Consider the following 16995-nt stretch of genomic DNA (forward strand, 5'->3'; position numbering starts at 1 on the left):
CTATTAGTCTCTTAAATTTTTACCTGTTAGATTTAAGAATACATCTTCTAAACTAGGTTCTTCATAAGATATACGTACTACCTTTGAATTGTTTTTATCAACAGCAGAAAGTGCATCTGTTAGCAGAAAGTTTTTATCTACATCTAATGCTATTACTGAAGTATTTTCTAAAACAGATATAACTCCTTTAGTATTTTTTAAATCAAATATAAGTTGAGCATTTATATTTTTTATTTCCATAATTAATTTTGTACTTGTAGATACTATTGATTTTAGATAATTATTATCCCCAAAAGCAACTTCTTTACCTTCATCCATAATAAAGATTTTAGAACAAAGATGTTCAACTTCTTCCATATAATGAGATGTATATATAATAGTAGTTTTTTGTTTTTCAGATATATCTTTTATAAAATTAAAAATGTGATTTCTTGATTGAGGGTCAACACCTACAGTTGGTTCATCTAATATTAATATTTTAGGGTGGTTTAAAAGTGCTATCCCAATATTTAATCTTCTTTGCATACCACCAGATAATTTTTTTACTTTTTTCTTTTTAACTTCAGCTAGACCTGTAACTTCCAAGGCCTCATTGATTCTCTCTTGAAGTAACTTGCCCTTCAATCCATAGAAAGCTCCAAAGTATTCTAAGTTATCAAAAGGAGTTAGTGTTTCCATAATTGCTAATTCCTGTGGAACTAATCCTATTATAGATTTTGCACTCATAGGATCTGCTGACAAATCTATACCATTTATTTGAATATTACCGCTATTTGGTAAAGTAAGATTGGTAATTATACTTATAAGTGTAGATTTACCAGCACCATTTGGACCAATAAGTCCAAATATTTCCCCTTCTTTAACAGAAAAGCTAATGTTATCAAGTGCTAACTTATCATTAAATCTTTTTGTTATATTATTTACTTTAACTATATCCATAAAAATCCCTCCCAAAATATTTTTGTGTAATTTAAAAATCTATAATATTATAATAAAGAATTAATAGGTGTATTTCTATTACTATAAGTCACTAAAAAAAGTGACTTAAGTCACTTTATAGTTTTATATTTATTATAAGTTAAGTTTTTTAAAATTTTGTTTATAGTTTAGCTTTTTTATTGACATATTATATTACAATTTTATTTTTGAAAGCAAATATAGCCAATTGAGTCCTATCTCTGAGTTCCAATTTACCTAAAATATTAGTTATATTATTTTTTATGGTACCCTCAGATAAAAATAATTCTTGACTTATTTCTTTATTACTAAGCCCATCTGCAATTAACTTAACTATGGATATTTCTTTTTCAGTTAAATTATATATATTAGAAATATGTTCGTGTTCGACAGTTTTTTCAACTGACATAATTTTTTCAATTACATTTTTGTCAAGTACAACATTGCCAAAAAATGAAGAGCGTATTCCCTCATGTAACACTTCATCAGAGCTGTCTTTTAAAAGGTAACCTGAAGCTCCAAATTTCATTGCATCCTTTATATATTCATCATCATTAAATGTAGTTAAAATTAATAGTGCTATTGACTCATCATATTCTTTTATAAGTCTTGTACCTAAAACACCATCACAAATATTCATTCTAATATCCATAAGAACAACATCTACCTCATTTGACTTACAAAATTCTAAAGCCTCATATCCATTAGAGGCATCTCCAATTATCTCCAAATCATCATAAGATGACAATATAATCTTAAGACCTTTCCTAATTAGTTTTTCATCATCAACTATAAGAACTTTGATTTTACTCAAAAAAATCACCCCCTAAAAATTTGGGAAAAGAAGCTCTAATTGTAAATCCATCATTGTGATTATCAAATTCAACTTTTCCATTTAGTTCATATATTCTTTCGCTAATACTGTTAATTCCATTTCCTTTTTTTATATTTTCACATCCTATACCATTATCACTAATCGTAACTATAAGATTTGAAGGATTAAATGTTATAAAAATTTTGATTTTACTTGCTTTTCCATGTCTTGATGCATTGGAAAGCGATTCTTGAATAAGTCTATATAAAGCTATAGACTGAGCTCTAGATAGGTTCCAAGTGTTTTTTGATATAGTTAGTCTTACATTAATATTTGTAAGCTTAATAAAGCTTTTAATTAGTTCTTTAATTTTAAATAAATTTTGATAATTTTCATATTCAATAGGTTTTAACTCAGATATAGCTCTTCTAACATCTTGAAAACTTTCATTTACGAATTCTCTGAGTTCATGTACTAAATCAGATACTTCTGGCTTATCAGTTAAGAACTTTTCTATAGCACTTAGCTGTATTATTGTTGTAGAAAGAGAATGTCCAACACTATCATGTATTTCTCTAGATATTCGGTTTCTCTCTTTTAAAATGGCTAGTTCTTCTATAGAACTTGCATAAATTTCTAAATCAGAATTAGATTTTTTTAATTTATCTTTAGAAATTCTAAGTTTATCATAAAGGTTTTGATTGTATAATTTAGATATATTTTCACTTTCTATATATATAGAAAGTATAGATATAATCAATAATATTGAACTTGATTCCAACGCTAGATACAAGTTTTTGTCTAAACTAATAATAAAAGAAGATACTATAATGAAAAACAATAATATGTATTTGTATTTTTTATTTATAAAAAATGATATGTCCAAAATTAAAGGAACAAAGTAAACTGAATTAAAAGTCTTTGTACAATTATATAATATGAAAATTAAAGCAAATTCTAAAAAATAAGAAATAAGTACAAGTCTACTATTATTTGATAAAGAAAAAAATCTGACTTGATTATTTATTATAATTAGAAATAATATTATTATGGTTATAACTGGATACAATATATTTTCAGTAGTGTTTAAAGAACTTACAAGTACTATAAATAGGGACAAATATCGTATAAAAGTAACTAATTTTTTTCTATTCATTAAAAGGACTCCTCCATAAAAATAAACTTTCCTTATGAAAACTAGGATAATATCATAAAAGAATAAAGTCAATAGAAGTATCTATTAATATTAATAGAAATAAAATCAATCTAAAAAATTTGAATAGTTAAATCGTATACTGACCATAATCAAAAAGTAAAAATTTAATGTATTGGAGTAAAAAATGAATAACAAAGAAAAAGGTGATTTTGGAGAAGAAGTAGCAATTAATTATTTGTTATCAAAAGGTGCAAAACTACTAGAAAAAAACTACAGATTAAAGATTGGAGAAGTAGATATAATAGTAAGGATAGGTGATGAAATTGTATTTGTAGAAGTAAAATCAAGGTCTAATTTAAGGTATGGTTATCCTTGTGAATCTGTAAATTTCAAGAAGAGAAAAAAGATAGTTGAGATTGCTAAATACTATATCACAAAAAATAATTTACATAATATTCCCATAAGATTTGATATTGTAGAAGTCTATTTATCAGAAAAAAGAGTAAATCACATAATGAATGCTTTTTAAGAAAGATAAAGGTTTGGAAAGGATTATTATATGTTAAGTATTATTAACTCAAGTAATTTAATAGGAATTGAAAGTTTTCTAGTAAAGGTTGAGGTGGATACAAGTAATGGTATACCTAGCTTTAATATTGTCGGTCTTCCAAGTAAGGAAATTAAAGAGGCGAGAGAGAGAGTTAAATCAGCTATTATAAATAGTGGATATAAATTTCCAAATACAAGAATTGTTGTAAATTTATCACCAGCAGATATAAAAAAAGAAGGTGCTTTTTTAGATTTATCAATAAGTATAGGTCTTTTAAGAGGGTTAATAGAAAAAGATGAAAATTATATAAGAGAAAGTATGTTTATAGGAGAATTATCACTAGATGGAAAAATAAGAAAAGTAAGAGGGATATTACCAATAATTATAGGTGCAAAAACCCAAAATATAAAGCGTATTTTTATACCAGTTGACAATATAAGAGAAAGTTTATTTATAGAAGAAATTGATATAATACCTATTAAAAGTTTAAAAGAATGTATAGGGTTTTTAAATGGAGAAATAAAAGTCGATAAAGAAAAAATAATGTCTTTTTTAAATGAAGAAATAGAAACAAATGGGAATTATACATATTGTAAATATCCTGAGTTTTATGATACAAAAGAAAGCAAACATGATGAAGATTTTAAGGATGTTAGAGGAAATTATTTTATAAAGAGAAGCGCAGAGATAGCCGCTGCTGGAAATCATAATATGCTTATGATTGGGCCTCCAGGTTCAGGTAAAACAATGATTGCAAAACGAGTAATAACAATTTTGCCAGATATAAGTATAGAAGAGATGATAGAAGTAAGTAAGGTTTATAGTGTATTGGGTATGATAGATGAAAATAAAGGCATAATCGATAAGAGACCTTTTAGAGCGCCTCATCATACAACTACAAAGCAGTCTTTAATTGGTGGAGGAACAGATGCAAGACCTGGAGAAGTAGCACTAGCACATAGGGGGATTTTGTTTTTAGATGAAATCGCTGAATTTGATAGGAAAATACTTGAGACTTTGAGACAACCTATAGAAGATGGGTATGTAAATATATCTAGAGTAAAGTATAGTACAAAATATCCCTGTAGAGTATTACTAATTGCAGCTATGAATCCATGTCCATGTGGTTATTATATGTCAAATACAGAGTGTAGATGTAGGAGTAATGAAATTAATAAATACATAAATAAAATATCAGGACCATTATTAGATAGGTTTGATATTTTTGTAGAAGTAAATACTGTAAAATATGATGATTTAAATTCATCAAAACAAGAAGAAAGTTCTCAAAAAATAAAGACGAGAGTAGAAAATGCTAGAAAAATACAAATAAATAGATTTAAAGAAGATAATATAAAAAATAATAGTGAAATTAAGGCTTCTAATTTATTAAAATATTGTAAATTAGAAAAAGAAGCTTCAAAAATGGCTAAAGTAATATTTAATAAATATAACTTAAGTAGTAGAAGTTATACAAAACTTTTAAAGATGGCAAGAACAATAGCTGATTTAGAAGGAATAGAGTTGATAAATTCACAGTGTATTATAGAAGCTTTTTCATTTAGAAGAGCTTATTATAGCTATTTTAAATAAGTTTTTGAGGTGTATTTTATGGAGAAAAAAGATATCTATTTATGGTTAAAATCAATTAGTGGAATAACAACAAAAACAATTGAAATAATAGAAAATAATATAGTAAATATTGAAGATATATTTGATTTTTCTGAAAAAGAAATATATAATTTAAAAAATATAAGCTTGAATATTAGAAAAAATATAGTAAAATATAGAGGTCACGCTTATTTAGAAAATATAAAAGAACTACTTTACAAAAAAACAATTAAATATATTTGCCAATATGACGAAGAATATCCTGAAAATTTGAAGAATATATATAATGCTCCAAAGTTATTATTTTACAAAGGTGACATAAGTTTAGTTAATAATAATTTCAATATAGCTATAGTAGGTTCAAGAAAGCCTACAGCTTATGGAATTAATTGTGCAAAAACAATGAGTTGTCAATTGTCTCAATATGGAGTTAATATAGTAAGTGGATTAGCCATAGGAATAGATGCATATTCACATATAGGTTGTATGAATGGAAAATCTAAGACTATAGCGGTTCTTGGTTCAGGAGTAGACAACCCTCTTCCAAAACAAAATTTACATTTATCAAATAAAATATTAGAAAATGGGGGACTATTATTATCAGAGTATAATATTAACTCAACAGTAGCTCCATATCATTTTTCTAATAGAAATAGAATTATTAGTGGATTAAGTGATGGAGTAGTGGTTGTAGAAGCAGCAATACGAAGTGGTGCATTAATAACAGTAGAGTTTGCTCTTGAACATGGAAAAAATGTTTTTGCAGTACCTGGTAATATAAATTCTCAAATGAGTAGAGGATGTCATAAAATTATAAAAGAAGGTGCGAAATTAATTGAAAATATAGATGATATTTTGAATGAGTATAACATATTTAATATTATCAATAAAAAAATAAATCAAAAATATGATAATATAAGTTTAAATGCCAAGTCTAAGCAAATAATTGAAGCTATAAAAAGAGAAGGAAGCTTGCATATAGATAGTATTTGTGATTATACTGGTATAGAAATAAAGTATGTAAATTCAATAATCAATGAATTAGTACTAAATGAGTTAGTAATAGAGATGAATAATAAAACGTACAGTTTAAATGTATAAATTAAGATTAGGTAGTGGGGGTGTGTGGTTTTATGGCCAAAACATTAGTCATCGTAGAATCGCCTGCAAAAGCTAAGACCATAGAAAAATTTTTAGGTAAAAGTCATTATACAGTAAAAGCATCAGTTGGTCATGTTAGAGATTTACCTAAAAGTAAATTAGGTGTAGATATAGAAAACAATTTTGAACCTCAATATATAAATATACGAGGAAAAGGCGATGTAATAAAGGAATTAAAAAAAGAAGCTAAAAAATCTAAACAAGTGTATCTAGCAACTGACCCTGATAGAGAAGGTGAAGCTATATCATGGCATTTAGCTCATATACTAAATTTAGATGAATCTGATGATTGTAGAATTGAGTTTAATGAAATAACTAAAGATGCAATTAAAAAAGCAATTAAGCATCCTAGAAATATTGATATAAACTTAGTAGATGCACAACAAGCTAGAAGAGTATTGGATAGACTTTTAGGATATCAAATAAGCCCTATATTATGGCAAAAGGTTAGAAAAGGTCTTAGTGCAGGTAGAGTACAATCAGTAACAACAAAATTAATTTGTGATAGAGAAAAAGAGATAAAAGCGTTTATTCCAAAAGAATATTGGACAATAGATGTTGAAGCAAAGACAGCAAAAGATAAAGATATAACTTTAAAATTTTATGGCAAGAACGATGAAAAAATTGAATTAGAAAATGAAGATGCTGTTAATGAAATACTAAAAGAAATGGAAGGAAAGGATTTAAAAGTTGAAAAGATAGAATCTAAATCAAGACGTAAATCAGCTCCAAAACCATTTACAACAAGTATGCTTCAACAAGAAGGTGCAAATAAGTTGTTTTTTACTACTAAAAAAACAATGATGATAGCGCAAGAACTATATGAAGGTATAGATATAGAAGGTGAAGGCACTGTTGGTCTTATATCATATATAAGAACTGATTCTAAGAGAATATCTGATGAAGCAAAAGAAAAAGCTAAGAATTATATAATAAGTGACTTAGGTGAAAATTATTATAAAAACCCTGTAGAAAAAAAAGAAAAACCAGACACTAAAAAGGTTCAAGATGCACATGAGGCAATAAGACCAACTTCCGTTGATAGAACTCCTGATAGCATAAAAGCTTCATTGAGTAAAGACCAATATAAGCTGTATAATTTAATTTGGAGAAGATTTATAGCAAGTCAAATGGAGGATTCAGTATTCGATATACTAAATGTAGAATGTAAGGCTGGAGATATTGTATTTAAAGCCACTGGTTCAAAAATGAAATTTGATGGATATACTAAGGTATACAATTTTTCAGAAAGAGAAGATAAGATTCTACCAAGTATAGAAAAAGGAGATATATTAAGTATAGAAAATATATTGCCAGACCAACATTTTACACAACCACCAGCAAGATATACAGAAGCCAGTTTGGTAAAAACATTGGAAGAACTGGGAATTGGTAGACCAAGTACGTATGCTCCAACAATAGCTACTATATTAAATAGAGAATATGTTGAAAAGCAAGGCACAAGTCTATGTCCAACAGAACTTGGAATAATAGTTACTGATATTTTAGAAAATAATTTTCATAAATTTATAGATGTAGATTTTACTGCTGATATGGAAAGTAAGCTTGATGTCATAGAAGAGGGAAATACAGATTGGAAAGAAATTGTATCTGAAGCATATGCACCACTTAAAGAAGCCATTGAAGAAGCACTTGAGAATATAGAAAAAATAAATATGGATGAAGAAACTGATGAAATCTGTGAAAACTGTGGCTCTAATATGGTTATAAAATATGGTAGGTTTGGAAAGTTTATGGCTTGTAAAAACTATCCTGATTGCAAAACGACTAGACCAATTATGAATAAAATTGGTGTTAAATGTCCAAAATGTGAAGAAGGAGAAATTATCCTTAGAAAATCCAAAAGAGGGAAAGCTTTTTATGGATGTTCTAATTATCCAAACTGTGACTTTGTAGCTTGGAATAAGCCAACAGGAGAGTTTTGTGAAAAGTGTGGTTCATATATGGTTGAAAAAGTGACTAAATCTGAAACGAAAACAGTATGCTCCAATAAAGAATGTAACAAAGAGTCAAAAGAGCATAATGACGGAAAAGAGTGAAAATTGAAAAAAATCACATAATTATCTTGAAAAAGGTTCCAAACTATGATAATCTTTCAAGTGTGAACAACTAATATAAAAATAAATTTTCATTAAAAGTGAGAATAATATTAGAAAATATAAAGGTTATTAAAAGGCCTAAATTTCATGAGGAGATGATTAAATGGCAAGTGAAGTATTACAAAAAACAAGAAAAATAAATAAAACATTACAAACAAGTGGTGGAAGCAGTGTCTCTTTTGATTTACTGGCCGGAGCATTAGGAGATGTATTAAATTCTAATGTTTATGTAGTAAGTGCAAAAGGTAAAGTTCTAGGGCTTCATTTAAATGATATTGAAGATAGCTCAGTTATAGAAGACGAATATACTAAGCAAAAAAAATTCTCAGAAGAATATACTCAAAACTTATTAAAAATTGATGAGACACTAGAAAACTTAAATGGTGAGAAGATATTAGAGATTTTCCCTGAAGAACAAGGAAGATTACAAAAATATACTACTGTAGTACCAATATTAGGAAGTGGACAAAGACTTGGAACATTAGTACTTTCAAGATATTCAATGTCATTTAATGATGATGATTTAGTGATAGCTGAATACAGTGCAACTGTTGTTGGTCTTGAGATATTAAGAGCAATAGGTGAAGAATTAGAAGAAGAAATGAGAAAAAAAGCTGTAGTTCAAATGGCAATAGGCACTCTGTCCTACTCCGAGCTTGAAGCAGTTGAACATATTTTTGCTGAATTAGACGGTAAAGAAGGCTTACTTGTAGCAAGTAAAATAGCTGATAGAGTTGGTATAACTAGGTCAGTTATAGTAAATGCACTTAGAAAATTTGAAAGTGCAGGTGTGATAGAATCAAGATCATTAGGTATGAAAGGAACTCATATAAGAATACTTAATGATAAACTTACAGATGAATTAAAAAAATTAAAAAACAATCAATAATCTAAATTTTATAGATTGTGATTAGAAAAGGTATCTATTTCAAATAGATACCTTTTTTAGACGGATTATTGGGATAATAATCATGAAATATTTTTTTTGAATAGGAGTGGGAATATGCCTTTAGCAGATAAAATAAGACCAAAAACAATGAATGATGTAATAGGTCAAAGTCATATAATTGGTAATGGAAAAATACTGTCTAAGATATTACAGACTAATTTTTTGCCAAATATGATATTTTTTGGTCCACCAGGTGTTGGAAAAACTACTGTAGCAGAAATTGTCGCAGAAAAAAGCAATAAAAATTTTTATAAAATAAATGCCACTAATTCATCACTAGAAGATATAAAAAAAGTAATAGCAGAACTTGGAAGTATAAGTAATATAAATGGGGTTTTACTATATATAGATGAGATACAAAGTTTTAATAAAAAACAACAGCAGTCGATATTAGAATTTATGGAAAATGGTAGTATAACTTTGATTGCTAGTACTACAGAAAATCCATATCATTATGTATATAAAGCTCTTCTAAGTAGAGCGACTATATTTGAATTTAAGCCTTTAGAAAAATTAGATATAGAAAAAGGCTTAAGAAGGGCAATTGAAGTTTTAAATGAAAATAGTTATATGGATATTGAATGTAATAATGATGCTATTGAGGATATAGCTATTATCTCTGATGGAGATATGAGAAGGGCTTTAAATGCTTTAGAATTAGTAGTTTATTCAACTAAACCAAATAAAGATAACATAATCTATATAGATTCAGATGTAGTAAAAAAATCTACATTTAATAAAATTATAAACTATGATAAAAATGGTGATAGTCATTATGATATTTTAAGTGCATTTCAAAAATCTATAAGGGGAAGTGACCCGCAGGCATCCATACACTATTTAGCAAGACTTATAAAAGGTGGAGATTTAATAAGTATCTGTAGGAGACTTTTAGTAATAGCTAGTGAAGATATAGGTTTAGCTTATCCAAATGCAGTTGTTATTGTAAAAGCCTGTGTAGATTCAGCTATGCAGCTTGGATTTCCTGAAGCAAAAATACCATTAGCAGAAGCTACTGTTCTTTTAGCTACATCACCAAAATCTAATTCTGCATGTATGGCAATAATGAAAGCATTAGATGAATTAGATAGAGAGTTTGTTAAAGACATACCAAACAGTATAAAAGATGCTCATTATTCTGGTTCTAAAGATATAGGTAGAGGATGTGGATATAAATATCCTCATAACTTTAAAAATCATTATGTAAAACAACAGTATTTGCCAGATAGCATAAAAGATAGTATTTACTACATACCACAAGAAAACAAAACTGAAAAAAATATAAAGAAATATCTAGAATATTTGGATAGCGATTTTTAAGTTGCATTTTATGTATCGGGGGTAGATATTATGGTTATAAAGCTTAACTCAAGTTATCATAGTAGAGTTATGAAATATTTAAAAAAAGAACCTGAGTACAATTTATTTATAATAGGGGATATTGAAAGATATGGATATGGAAATAACTTTTTAAATTTATGGGCAGATATAGGTTTAAATGGTGAAATCAGAGCAGTACTACTTAAATATTTTGAATTTATGATGTTTTATTCAGATGGAGAGTATGATGTTGAAGGCTTTTATGAATTGCTTTGTGACACTGATTACGAAGAAATTTCTGGAAAAATAAGTGCTGTAGATGCTTTAGCAAAGCGATTAGGGCTTGATAATTTAAAAATAGTTGATTTTTGTAAGCTTCGAACTAAAAAATTTTTAGTTGACAATCATTGTAATGAAAAGGTAAAGAGAATTAGACTTGGAAATCTAAAGAAAACAGTTAGGCTTTATGATTTGATAGATGAATTCCACAGTACAACTTTAGATAGTTTAAAAAATGGTTTAAGAACAGGTAGAGGATATTGTATAGAGATTAACAAAGAAGTAGTATCAATGGCAAAAAGTACATCAGAAAACAGGACTCATGCAATGATAATTGGAGTAGGTACACATCCTAAATATAGAGCTAGAGGGCTTGCTACAAAGTGTTTAATTAAACTATGTTCAGAACTTTTAAGAGAGAATAAAATGCCTTGTTTGTTTTATGATAATGAAGAAGCTGGAAAGATATATAAAAAATTAGGATTTGAAAACATTGGAAAATGGGGGATTTATTCAAAATAAAAAAATTAAAATTAATCTTGACAAAATTAGTAGGGTATAATAAAATTATGTTGAAAGTAATTCCTACTAAAACAGTATGAATTAGATTTCTATATAGAGGTGATAATGTATGAAGTTGTCTACTAAAGGTAGATATGGACTAAAGGCAATGTTTGAATTAGCACTAAATCAAGATAATGGACCAGTGTCATTAAAATTTATTGCTAAAAAGCAAAAAATATCGGACCAGTACTTAGAACAAATATTTTCATCTTTAAAAAAATCGGGTCTAGTAAAAAGTGTAAGAGGTGCTCAAGGAGGATATTTGCTTTCAAAGAATGCTGAAGACATAACAGTAGGAGATATACTTGTAGTATTGGAAGGTCCAGTTGCATTATCTGACTGTGTACTAGATGAAGATGTCTGTGAAAACTCAAACATGTGTGTAACAAAAATAGTTTGGGAAAAGATGAAAAAGGGTATAGAAGATGTTATAGATTCAATTACTCTTAAAGATATGATAAATGACTATAACAAAAATAAATTAGAAAATGATATAACAAATATAACTAAAAAATAGATTTGGAGATGAATGTAATGGAAAAAAGAAGATTGTATATGGATTATTCTGCAACAACACCTGTTAAAAAAGAAGTATTAGATGCAATGATGCCATACCTAACAGATTATTTTGGCAATGCATCTAGTTTTCACACATTCGGAAGAGAAGCAAAAGATGCTTTAGATAAAGCGAGAGAACAAGTAGCAGCCCTTATAAATGCTGAACCTAGTGAAATATATTTTACAGCAGGTGGTTCAGAAAGTGATAACTGGACATTAGAGGGTGTAGCTTATGCTAATAAAAATAAAGGTAATCATATAATAACTTCAAAAATAGAACACCATGCAATACTTCATACATGTGAATACTTAGAAAAACATCATGGATTTGAAATAACTTATTTAGATGTTGATAGCGAAGGAAAAATTGATTTAAAACAATTAGAAGATTCAATAAAAGATACTACTATACTAATAAGTATAATGTTTGCAAATAATGAAATAGGAACTATACAACCTATTAAAGAAATATCTGAAATAGCTAAAAAACACAGTATATTATTCCATACTGATGCAGTACAAGCTTCAGGTAATATTCCAGTAGATGTTAAAGAATTAGAAATAGATTTAATGAGTATGTCTTCACATAAAATATATGGACCAAAAGGTGTTGGAGCTTTATACATAAGAAAAGGTGTAAGACTTCATAACTTTGTCCATGGTGGAGCACAAGAAAAAAGCAAAAGAGCAGGTACAGAAAATATACCTGCAATAGTTGGATATGGAAAAGCAGCAGAATTAGCTAAAGCAAATATGCAAAACCATGTTGAGACTTTAACTCGTCTTAGAAATAAGTTAATAGATGGTGTTTTAGAAAGAATACCTTATACGAGAATAAATGGTAGTTTAGAAAATAGATTACCAGGAAATGCAAACTTTGCATTCCAATTTATAGAAGGTGAAGGAATACTTTTACTATTAGATATGTTAGGAATTGCTGGTTCAAGTGGTTCTGCATGTACTTCTGGTTCATTAGACCCTTCACATGTATTACTTGCAATAGGTTTACCACATGAAATAGCACATGGTTCATTGAGACTTACAGTTGGAGATTTTACAACGGATGATGATATAGATTATATATTAGAAAATTTACCAAAAGTTATAGAAAGACTTAGAAGTATGTCACCACTTTACGATGATGCAAAGAAACAAGGATTAGTAAAATAGACAAAATAGATAAGACATAAAAAATAGGCATAAATTAATGTAGGAGGAAAAAATAATGCAATATAGTGATAAAGTTATGGAACATTTTATGAACCCAAGAAATATGGGAGAAATTGAAGGTGCAAGTGGTGTAGGTGAAGTTGGAAATCCTACATGTGGAGATATAATGAAGATATTTTTAGACATAGAAGGAGACATAATAAAAGATGTTAAGTTTAAAACATTTGGCTGTGGTTCAGCTATAGCAAGTTCTTCTATGGCAACTGAAATGATAAAAGGAAAGACTATAAAAGATGCATTAGACCTTACAAATAAAGCTGTTGCTGAAGCTTTGGATGGTTTACCACCAGTAAAAATGCACTGTTCAGTTTTAGCAGAACAAGCTGTAAAAGCAGCACTTATAGACTATGCTAAAAAGAATAATATCCATATACCAGAATTAGATGGATATGTTATAGATGATGCTCATGACCATGATATTGAGGAAGAAGAATAAAATAAGGAATAATTTTCTAAAAAAAGTTTAAAATCATTTTAAAAAAGTGTATAATGGTATAGTAAGATGAAAAATAGCCGTTTTAAAGAAAACGGCTATTTTTTATTGTTAAAACTGCCATTCTAGCCCGTTTTGGAAATTAATCAAATAATAAAAAAATATACACATCCATAATATTTAAACATTAAAAAATATAAAAAATCTCAGCAAATCAATCGTTTACGAGGATTTCATATAAAAATATATTTTCAGAAATTTTTACTTAAAAATGCTATTTTCTTTAAAAAGGCACATTTCAACTAAATACAATATTAGGGGGAACAGTTATGAAAATACCAAAGAGGATAGCAGCAATACTTACTATATCATTAGTAGTTAGCAGTGCGACAACAGGCATATCAAGTGCTCAAACAAACAGTGATACACTTAAAGGTTCAGGTAGATGGGAAACTGCCATACAAATAAGTAAAAAAGGATGGGATACATCTAAAAATGTGATATTAGTTAATGATAATACTATAGTAGACGCATTGACTGCAACTCCTTTTGCTGGTTCTAAGAATGCACCAATTCTTTTGACACAAAACAATAAATTAGATGATAGAACTAAAGCAGAAATAATAAGGTTAAAAGCAGAAAAAGTATATTTAATAGGCGGGACAAAAACTTTAGGTTCAGAGGTAGAGACACAATTAAAATCATTAAAAATTGATACAGAAAGAATCTCAGGAAATGATAGATATCAAACTTCTTTAGAAATAGCTAAAAAATTAGATGAGTCTCTTGTAAGAAAAACAAGTAGTAATATTTCAGAGATAGTTGTAGTTAATGGAGAAAAAGGTCTTGCTGACGCAGTAAGTGTAGGAGCTGCGGCTGCTCAAAATAAAATGCCAATAATTCTTTCTAGTCCAGAAGATGGAATAAAACAATCAAATCAATTTATAAAAGATAAAGGTATAAAAACATCTTATGTAATAGGAGGAGTGCAGTCGATTTCAGAAGCTACAAAAAGCACTTTACCTAGTCCTAAAAGATTATCAGGAAAAGATAGAAATGAAACTAATGCGGCTGTTATAAGTGGATTATATGGTTCAAAAGAGTTGAAAAATGCATATATAACAAAAGATGGTATGAATAAACAAGGAGATCTTATAGATTCATTAGCAGTAGGTTCATTGGCAGCAAAAAATAATTCACCAGTAGTTTTAGTTGGAAATAAATTAAATAAAGAACAAGAAAAAGTATTAAATACTAAAAGCTTAAAAACAGTTACACAGGTTGGTGGTTCAGGCAATGAGAATGCTTTTTCTGAGATAAAAAAATCACAATCTACAACAACATATGAAGTTAAAAATATAGAAGAGTTAAAAATAGCTTTAGATAAAGCTGATGCAAATGATGTTATAAATATTAAGCCATCAGGAACTATGTCAAATGATTTATCATTGAGTACTAATAATTCAATTTCTGTAAATTTAAATGGTACATATACAGGTACGATAGTAGTAACTGCTCCAAATGCAGATATAGTAAATAAAGGTACAATAAATAAAGTTTTGGTTAAGGATAGTAAAGGTGGAACAATAATAAATGAAAGTGGAGCAAAAATAGAAAAAGTAGAAATACAAAATAATTCTAGCAATGTTGTAGTTAAAAACAACGGAAAAATAACAAACATAAAAAATGATGCTACAGGAACAAATATAAAAAATGAAGGAACAATAACTGACAAAGTAGAAGGTTCTCAGACTCCAAGTGTAGATGGCACTAAACCAGGTGGAAGTTCATCTGGAGGCTCTTCATCAAGTGGAGGAAGTTCAAGTGGTGGTTCATCTGTAAAAGATAAATTGATAACATCAATAACAGCACTTGATAATTCAATAAAAGTACAAAATGTAGAAAATGGAACGGAATTAAGTAAGTTAAACTTACCAAAAGAGTTATCAGCAACTGTGTCTGGAGTGGCTAATACAAAAGTAGGTGTAACTTGGAAAAGTACACCAGAATATGCTAGCCAAGTAGCAGGAAAGTATATATTTAGTGCAAGTCTATCAAGTGGATATAAGCTATCAGAAGGAGTATCACTTCCAACTATTACAGTAACGGTAGCTGAACCTGCTAAAGTGGAGACAATAAAGATTACTGATACTGATACATTAGAAGAAGCACTTGCTTTACAAGAAGATGGTCAAGTGTGGGAAATAAGTGGACAAATAGATGTTAAAAAGCCAGTTGTTATAGATAAAAAAATAGTTATAAATGGTATTAATAATGCTGAATTGAAAAAAGCTGTAGAATTTACTGATACTAAACCAGGGTACGAAAATATAGTAACAATAGACAGAAAAGATGGTGTAAAAATAAACAATCTAAAAGTAACAGGTTTAGATTCAGACAAATTAAATAAATCAGGAATGCATGTTTATTTATCACGAAATGTTGAATTAAACAATGTAACTTTAAATAATAATAAGGGGGCAGGTTTAATAGTAAATGGTTCATCAGTAATAGCTTCAAATCTTGTAACAAGTGGAAACGGATGGTATGGAGTTAATGTAGAATATGTAAAAGATGATGGAATTGTAAATGAAACTAATGCAAGACTAGATTTAACAGGTGATTGCAATATAAGTGAATATACTCCAATAAAAACTGACAACTATGATAAAGATAAAGTGATTATTAATGGATATGGAGATTGTACATTATCACAAGATTCAAAAACTGCTACTTGGGGTAAAGCTTCTATAACTATAAATGAAAATAATGATATAGCTAATATAACGGAAGAAAATAAAATAGATGAGGATGAAAATGGCAGTATACCTAAGTTTGAAAGTGTAGATGGTAGAACGCCTGTAAAGATTACACTAAATAAAGGCAAAAATGATTATAATAATGTAAGAGTTCAAATAAGTCCAGAAGAAGGTTCAGCAGACTTAGATGGAATACAACTAATTGCTAAGGATAGCAATGGGAACTGGTTTAACATAGTAAACACAGGATGGGGACCAAAGGAAGGTTTTCCATTGCAAGGTGCAACAACAGAAGTTTATCTAGTTGGAAATAAAGAAGGTACTTATAAGGTGAAAATAGAACTAGTTGATGTTAGTAATTCTAATAATATAATAACAGAAACAACAGCGTCAGTAGTGGTAGTTAATAAATAAAAAATTACCCTTAAATCTTTTAAAATTACCTAATAATATTATTTTTTTTAGAAAATAGAGCAAGCTATATTTTAAATAAATACAATGCTTGCTCTATATGGTATAATAATAAGTAATGCA

The 16995-nt window shown here is 28.2% G+C and carries 14 protein-coding genes; 11 read left to right on the top strand and 3 right to left on the bottom strand.

Annotated features, from left to right (window positions below; all coding sequences use genetic code 11):
* Positions 1-3: 3 nt before the first annotated feature.
* The 3 genes from IC174_RS04200 to IC174_RS04210 all read right to left on the bottom strand — a co-directional run bounded on the left by IC174_RS04200 (position 4) and on the right by IC174_RS04210 (position 2927).
* Positions 4-939 (bottom strand): ABC transporter ATP-binding protein, encoded by a 936-nt coding sequence (locus tag IC174_RS04200; RefSeq protein WP_227482234.1) that lies wholly within the window; start codon positions 937-939, stop codon positions 4-6.
* A 187-nt stretch (positions 940-1126) separates the two neighbouring features.
* Positions 1127-1771: a response regulator transcription factor gene (locus IC174_RS04205; RefSeq protein ID WP_227482235.1), complete on the bottom strand. Its 645-nt coding sequence runs from the start codon at positions 1769-1771 to the stop codon at positions 1127-1129.
* Entirely contained in the window at positions 1764-2927 is a 1164-nt protein-coding gene (locus IC174_RS04210) for a sensor histidine kinase (protein ID WP_227482236.1), read from the bottom strand. The genes IC174_RS04205 and IC174_RS04210 overlap by 8 nt, the downstream gene beginning before the upstream one ends.
* A gap of 184 nt (positions 2928-3111) precedes the next feature.
* Here IC174_RS04210 and IC174_RS04215 point away from each other — a divergent pair, with 184 nt between their 5' ends.
* The 11 genes from IC174_RS04215 (at position 3112) to IC174_RS04265 (ending at position 16875) form a co-directional block, all read left to right on the top strand.
* Positions 3112-3456, top strand: a complete 345-nt coding sequence (locus tag IC174_RS04215) for a YraN family protein (RefSeq protein ID WP_227482237.1) — start codon at positions 3112-3114, stop codon at positions 3454-3456.
* Positions 3457-3486: 30 nt separating this feature from the next.
* A complete protein-coding gene (locus tag IC174_RS04220; protein ID WP_227482238.1) occupies positions 3487-5070 on the top strand; it encodes a YifB family Mg chelatase-like AAA ATPase in 1584 nt (527 codons plus the stop codon).
* Positions 5071-5088: 18 nt separating this feature from the next.
* Positions 5089-6189 (top strand): DNA-processing protein DprA, encoded by a 1101-nt coding sequence (dprA, locus tag IC174_RS04225; RefSeq protein ID WP_227434183.1) that lies wholly within the window; start codon positions 5089-5091, stop codon positions 6187-6189.
* A 32-nt stretch (positions 6190-6221) separates the two neighbouring features.
* A complete protein-coding gene (topA, locus tag IC174_RS04230; protein WP_227434184.1) occupies positions 6222-8309 on the top strand; it encodes a type I DNA topoisomerase in 2088 nt (695 codons plus the stop codon).
* Positions 8310-8472: 163 nt separating this feature from the next.
* Positions 8473-9258, top strand: coding sequence for a GTP-sensing pleiotropic transcriptional regulator CodY (gene codY, locus IC174_RS04235; protein ID WP_227434185.1), 786 nt, complete (start codon positions 8473-8475; stop codon positions 9256-9258).
* 114 nt (positions 9259-9372) lie between these two features.
* Positions 9373-10638, top strand: coding sequence for a replication-associated recombination protein A (locus tag IC174_RS04240; protein WP_227482239.1), 1266 nt, complete (start codon positions 9373-9375; stop codon positions 10636-10638).
* Positions 10639-10668: 30 nt separating this feature from the next.
* Positions 10669-11439, top strand: coding sequence for a GNAT family N-acetyltransferase (locus IC174_RS04245; RefSeq protein ID WP_227482240.1), 771 nt, complete (start codon positions 10669-10671; stop codon positions 11437-11439).
* A 109-nt stretch (positions 11440-11548) separates the two neighbouring features.
* On the top strand, positions 11549-11998 hold the full coding sequence (locus tag IC174_RS04250; RefSeq protein ID WP_227434188.1) for an RrF2 family transcriptional regulator: 450 nt from the start codon (positions 11549-11551) through the stop codon (positions 11996-11998).
* Between the two features lie 17 nt (positions 11999-12015).
* The gene (gene nifS / locus IC174_RS04255; RefSeq protein WP_227434189.1) at positions 12016-13209 is read left to right on the top strand and encodes a cysteine desulfurase NifS; all 1194 of its coding nucleotides are present in this window, start codon (positions 12016-12018) and stop codon (positions 13207-13209) included.
* Positions 13210-13264: 55 nt separating this feature from the next.
* Positions 13265-13705: a Fe-S cluster assembly scaffold protein NifU gene (nifU, locus tag IC174_RS04260; RefSeq protein WP_227434190.1), complete on the top strand. Its 441-nt coding sequence runs from the start codon at positions 13265-13267 to the stop codon at positions 13703-13705.
* 326 nt (positions 13706-14031) lie between these two features.
* Positions 14032-16875 carry a cell wall-binding repeat-containing protein gene (locus tag IC174_RS04265; RefSeq protein ID WP_227482241.1) on the top strand — a complete coding sequence of 948 codons (2844 nt, stop codon included), beginning with the start codon at positions 14032-14034 and terminating at the stop codon, positions 16873-16875.
* Positions 16876-16995: the final 120 nt, after the last annotated feature.

The organism is Clostridioides sp. ES-S-0001-03 (assembly GCF_020676075.1).
Classification (GTDB): Bacteria; Bacillota; Clostridia; order Peptostreptococcales; family Peptostreptococcaceae; genus Clostridioides.